The sequence below is a fragment of the Phenylobacterium conjunctum genome (assembly GCF_042679085.1).
Lineage (GTDB): Bacteria > Pseudomonadota > Alphaproteobacteria > Caulobacterales > Caulobacteraceae > Phenylobacterium > Phenylobacterium conjunctum.
On record NZ_JBHTLQ010000102.1, the window covers coordinates 1 to 4,734 of the forward strand.

Genomic DNA, 4,734 nt, shown 5'->3' on the forward strand with positions numbered 1-4,734 from the left:
CTGATCCACGCGCTGTACGCCGCGTAAGCGACGGCGACGCGGCCGGCGCCGCTCGCCATCGGTTTTTGCACAGCCTGGGGGGGCGCCCCCCGCAGAAGGGGTAGACGGAGACGCCCGGCCGGCTCCGGCTCAGGGGAAACTTCCCCCTCTACCCTTCTGGCTACGTAACCCGCGTATAGGTCTTGCCGTCCAACACCCGCTGCACTTGATCCGTATTCTGAGCCCCGATGCGCAGTGCGATCTCCTCGGCCGAATGGCCTTCCGCCAGCTCGCGGATCGCGCGGACCTGCTCGACGGAAAGCCGGCCGTCCCGCCCGCAGATTTGCGCCACGGCCCAGGCGTCGTCCTTCCACTTCTCCGACACCCACGGCGCCGGCAGGCCCTTGCGCGGGTGCGCCTTCAGCCACTCGGCGACGATGCGGTCCCGTTCGTCCGGCAGGGGGACCAACCGCTCGGACAGCATCCCGTTCTCCCGCAGGTATCTCAGGCCGGATTTGCCGCCGGGGATCATGTTCAGCCGCCGCTCGTCCTCCCAATGCCCGCCGACCAGGTACTCTTCGCTGGCGTACAGCTGCTCCAGGTCCTCGGTGATCCCCATGACCTTATGATGGATGTAGGTGACCCGCCCCGCGGCCAGTTCCTCGCGCAGCTTGCGATGGAAGAGCAGGGGACTGCCGGTCTCCATCGCCCTGCGATGCTCGGCCCAGCGCGCCTGCCAGGTGCGGGTGGTGACGCCGACGTAGAAATAGCCGTCGTCGGGATAGGAACCGCCGTCGCCGAAGATGTGCTGGTAGAGCACATAGGCCTTCTTCGGCCAGGTCTTCGGCGCCAGCAGCAAGGTCGCCGGCGTCGAGAAGAGCGTGGCGGGCTCCTTGACGCCGGCGACGCGACCGGAGGTCTGGCCCATCGCCGCGGCCGTCAGGAGCGCCTGGTCCTCGACGACGTCCACCCGGATCTGCGGCCGCAGCGCCAGTTCGCCGTCTTCGAGCGGCCGGCCCGAAGCCATGGCGGAGCTTCCCACCATCCGATGTCCTTGCCGCAGCCGCTCCTGCGGCGCCACGAACATCGGGCGCCCCGGCAGGGCGATCACATGCGCCACGGGGATGAACTGCCCTGGTTTCACGCGCACAAGACCGTCTTCACGCCGAGCGGACGCCAGCCAATGGGCCCCGTAGTTCGAACGCGTCCAGCTCTGCAGCAGCGCCTCCAGCTCGCGTACGCGGCGATGCATGACCTTCGGGGCCAGGTGCTCCCACCACTGGCGATTGATCGATACCAACAATCCTCTCCGAGCCGGCGCCGGACGCGAGCCTAGCCCCGGCTGAGCATCGATTGCAGGACCTTGAGCGCCCGGGCGCGTTCCTCGGCCGTCAGCGGCGCAAGAAGACCGATCACGTCCGAGAGCGCCTCGTCGGCCTCTTCCTGCGCCAACGGGTGAGGGAAGAAATCTCGCACCGGCGTCTTCAGCGTGCGCGCGAGGGCTTCCAAGGTCCTGAAGCTCGGCGCGCGGGCGCCCCGCTCGACCACCCCGATATATTGCTCGGTGAGACCGACCGCCTCCGCGAGCGCCGCCTGGGTGAGGCCCACGCGTTCCCGGTGCATGCGGATGGCGCGTCCGACCGACTTCTGAAGCCTCACAATCTCTCCCCACGACTCGCGGGGAGAGCCAATCATTATGAGCGCCCGGCGATGAGCGACCGGTAGTGATGGTGGAATGACTTAAAGTTTGCCTTTCGCTTACCTCCGCGTGTTAATCGCCTCGGCAATCACCCTGGGGACGTGCAGTCTCTTGAGCGCCGAAGTGTACTTGGAGCAAAGCTGTCCAGCGCGACCGCGTGAGCAGTGTTGAGGAGGCGCGAGACAAATGATCGACGCACCGAACCCGGTTGACGTTCATGTCGGCCGACGTGTGCGCCTGCGGCGCAGGGAACTTGGCGTCAGCCAAGCCTGGCTTGCAGATCGTCTGGGGCTGACCTTTCAGCAGATCCAGAAATACGAGCGCGGCGCAAACCGCATCAGCGCCTCCAAGCTTTACGCGATCGCCAAGCTCCTCGAGGTCCCGATCACCTATTTTTTCGAGGGCTTGGATGACCCGGCCACGCCGACGGGACGGCAATACGCCCAAGCCTTCACCGGCGTCGTCGAAGAGCTGCTCGCCGAGCCCAACGGTCCGCAGCTGGCCGAAGCCTTTCTAAGCATCCGCCGGCGCAGCATCCGCAAAGGGCTCGCCGAGCTCGCGCCGGCGATCGCGGCGAACGACCAGGCCCAGGCGCCGGACAATGACCGTGAGGCCGCCCAATGACCTGGCGCGACGCCCTTCTTATCGCGCCGATCGTCTTCGTCGGCCTGATAGTGGCCGCGTTCGGGCTCTTTCCCGACGATAGGCGTGATTGGACGCTCTGGGCCAGCACCGCCGCCTCGGCCGCCTCGGCCGCCTCGATCAAGCCCCGTTGATCGCCGCAAACCGACACTTCAGGGCGCCCCCCGTCCTGGAGCCGGCTATGCCGACGCTTCGGGCTCGGCGTAGGACCGCCGCTTCAGCGGTCTGCGGCCGGGGCGAAGTCGACGATTTCGCCAGCGCCGTCGCGTACGACAACGCGGAACGAGACGCGCCGCCCAACGCGGGCTTCGTCGACCAGTGTCCGCCGCGCGCGGAAGGTCATGACCATGGCCGGCCAGTCGGAGGCGGTGAGCTAGTGGTGTCGTATGGCGATCGTCAGGCGGACGGGATCGACGGCGACGATCTCGTCCTCTCCGGCTTCGCTGCCGAATTCCGAGAGAATGGGGCCGACCGAAGTCCCATGGTCGGGGTCGATGCGCGCGATGCGGGCGTGGTCAAGAGCCTCGGGCGTCCCGTTGACAGTGGAGCGGTCACAGGCGCTCATCGACAAGGCTGACATCGCGATCGGCAGGAGGCTGTGACTTGGCCTTGGCTTGCGACGTCGCGGCAGACCTCCTCGACGATGAGGGGACTAGGACCGCGGGGCATCGGGTTCATGGTGCTTGCAGAGGGCGTGGTCACTGAGCACCTCGATGACCCGGCAGTCGGCCGCCTGCCCACGGCAGGCGGAGTCCACCATCCGCTTCAGTTCGGCCCGCAGCGCCTGCAGCTGCCGGATCTTCACCGTAACGGCCTCGAGCTGCTGTGCGGCCAGGACATTTGCCTGTTCACACGAGCGGTTGGGATGATCCGAAAGGTCCAAGAGGTCGCGGATGGCCTCGACCGAAAAACCCAGTTGGCGCGCGTGCTTGATGAAGCCCAGCCGGTCCACCGTCGCCTGGTCGTACACGCGCCGGTCGTTCGCCGTCCGCACCGGATCGGGAAGTAGCCCGATCCCTTCGTAGAACCGGATGGTCGGGACCTTGACCCCCGTGGCCTTCGCCAAGCCACCGATCGGCATCATCGACATCGTCAGCTCCGAAACCTGGCGCCCAAATAAGCACTTGATCCTCTACCTACTAGAGGATGCAGGCTGGCGAAATGTCCTCCTGTTCCTCAGGCCCTGCTCAACTCCAGGCCGCCGGCTCCGCCGGGTGCTGCGGCGCTACCATGGTCTTCGACGGCGCGTCGCCGGCCTATCGGCGGGTCCTGGCTTGCGTGATCGCGATCAACCTGATCGGGTTCGGCGTCGTGGCCGTGGGCGCTCTGCTGGCGGGTTCCGCGGCGCTGGCGGCGAACACCCTCGACTTCGCCGCCGATGCGGGCACCTACGCCCTGAGCCTCTGGGCCATCGGCAAGAGCGCGCAGGTCCGGGCCGCCGCCGCGCTCTTCAAAGGCGGCAGCTTGGCGGTGATGGCGCTGGCGATCCTCGGCTTCGCCGTGTGGCGCGCCCTGACGGGCGCAATGCCCGACGCAGGGGCGATCACTGGACTGGGCCTCTTCGGCGCCGCGGCCAACCTCGTGGCGGCCCTGCTGTTGGTGCGATACCGCCAGGGCGACGCGAACGTGCGCTCGGTCTGGCTCTGCACCCGGAACGACCTGATCCAGTGCGTCGCCGTCGCGGCGACCGGGCTGGTCGTCGCGCTGACCGGCTCGCGTTGGCCGGACCTTGCTGTCGGCGTGCTGCTTGCAGCCGTCTTCCTGCGCTCGGCTTGGCAGATCACCGCGCAAGCCCTGCGTGAGTCCAAGCCCGAAGGCCGCGGCGGGCAGGGTGATACTATAACACATTCCCCTTCCGCAGTGGGCCCGGTATAGAGACCATGATGATCGGGACGGCGATCCGCTGCGAAGCCTTCTGGGCAAGCGCGCCAACCCCCCACCTTTCGGCGGGGGATGCGCCGCGCGTGGTCAGGCGGCAGACGCGCTCAGCCGTTCGCGGCCGGCCAGTCCGACAGGATCAGTGGATGCGCCTAGCATTGGCCTGGGCGCTTGCCTTTGCGCTGTGCCTGACGACGATCGTTTCGGGCGCGGCCGCGCACGAGACGGTCGAACTGGGCGCAGCGCCGGCCGCCGTCGAGGCGCTCAAGATCACCGACGCGCCGTCGAAGCAAGAAGCGCCCAAGAAGCTCCTCTTCGCCATGGTCTGCACGGGCCATTGCGCTGCGCATGCCTTCGCGATGCCTTCGACGGCGGCGGCGCCGGTTCTCGTACCCGTGGTGCGAGCGGGATGGCCTGTGCTGGACGATCAGTGGGCGCAGGTGACGCGCCCGTCGCGCTTGGAGCGGCCCCCCCGAGCCTGATGCGGACCTCGGCGCCGTTCGGCGCCTGACGCCTTGCATCTGGATCATCGGGGA

At 67.7% G+C, this 4,734-nt stretch carries 8 protein-coding genes and 1 pseudogene; 4 read left to right on the forward strand and 5 right to left on the reverse strand.

From position 1 onward, the window contains the following. Positions 1-160: 160 nt before the first annotated feature. Positions 161-1,279, reverse strand: a complete 1,119-nt coding sequence (locus ACFQ27_RS20540) for a hypothetical protein (RefSeq protein ID WP_236611933.1) — start codon at positions 1,277-1,279, stop codon at positions 161-163. Positions 1,280-1,311: 32 nt separating this feature from the next. Beyond that, a complete protein-coding gene (locus ACFQ27_RS20545) occupies positions 1,312-1,638 on the reverse strand; it encodes a helix-turn-helix transcriptional regulator (protein ID WP_187149121.1) in 327 nt (108 codons plus the stop codon). 226 nt (positions 1,639-1,864) lie between these two features. Between ACFQ27_RS20545 and ACFQ27_RS20550 the strand changes: the two genes are divergently transcribed. Next, the gene (locus ACFQ27_RS20550) at positions 1,865-2,302 is read left to right on the forward strand and encodes a helix-turn-helix domain-containing protein (RefSeq protein WP_012520472.1); all 438 of its coding nucleotides are present in this window, start codon (positions 1,865-1,867) and stop codon (positions 2,300-2,302) included. Continuing rightward, positions 2,299-2,454, forward strand: a complete 156-nt coding sequence (locus tag ACFQ27_RS20555; protein ID WP_377354885.1) for a hypothetical protein — start codon at positions 2,299-2,301, stop codon at positions 2,452-2,454. Before ACFQ27_RS20550 ends, ACFQ27_RS20555 begins: the two co-directional genes overlap by 4 nt. 83 nt (positions 2,455-2,537) lie before the next feature. On the opposite strand, the pseudogene ACFQ27_RS20560 reads toward ACFQ27_RS20555, so the two are convergent. The 3 genes and pseudogenes from ACFQ27_RS20560 to ACFQ27_RS20570 form a co-directional block, all read right to left on the reverse strand. Further along, positions 2,538-2,675: pseudogene (locus tag ACFQ27_RS20560) on the reverse strand (hypothetical protein); the annotation flags it as partial. Positions 2,676-2,693: 18 nt separating this feature from the next. Continuing rightward, positions 2,694-2,885, reverse strand: a complete 192-nt coding sequence (locus tag ACFQ27_RS20565; protein ID WP_148217046.1) for a hypothetical protein — start codon at positions 2,883-2,885, stop codon at positions 2,694-2,696. An 87-nt stretch (positions 2,886-2,972) separates the two neighbouring features. After that, a complete protein-coding gene (locus ACFQ27_RS20570; protein ID WP_012520475.1) occupies positions 2,973-3,410 on the reverse strand; it encodes a MerR family transcriptional regulator in 438 nt (145 codons plus the stop codon). 140 nt (positions 3,411-3,550) lie between these two features. Here ACFQ27_RS20570 and ACFQ27_RS20575 point away from each other — a divergent pair, with 140 nt between their 5' ends. Continuing rightward, a complete protein-coding gene (locus ACFQ27_RS20575) occupies positions 3,551-4,195 on the forward strand; it encodes a cation transporter (protein ID WP_148217047.1) in 645 nt (214 codons plus the stop codon). Between the two features lie 149 nt (positions 4,196-4,344). Beyond that, positions 4,345-4,680, forward strand: coding sequence for a hypothetical protein (locus tag ACFQ27_RS20580; protein WP_041374510.1), 336 nt, complete (start codon positions 4,345-4,347; stop codon positions 4,678-4,680). Positions 4,681-4,734 lie beyond the last annotated feature (54 nt).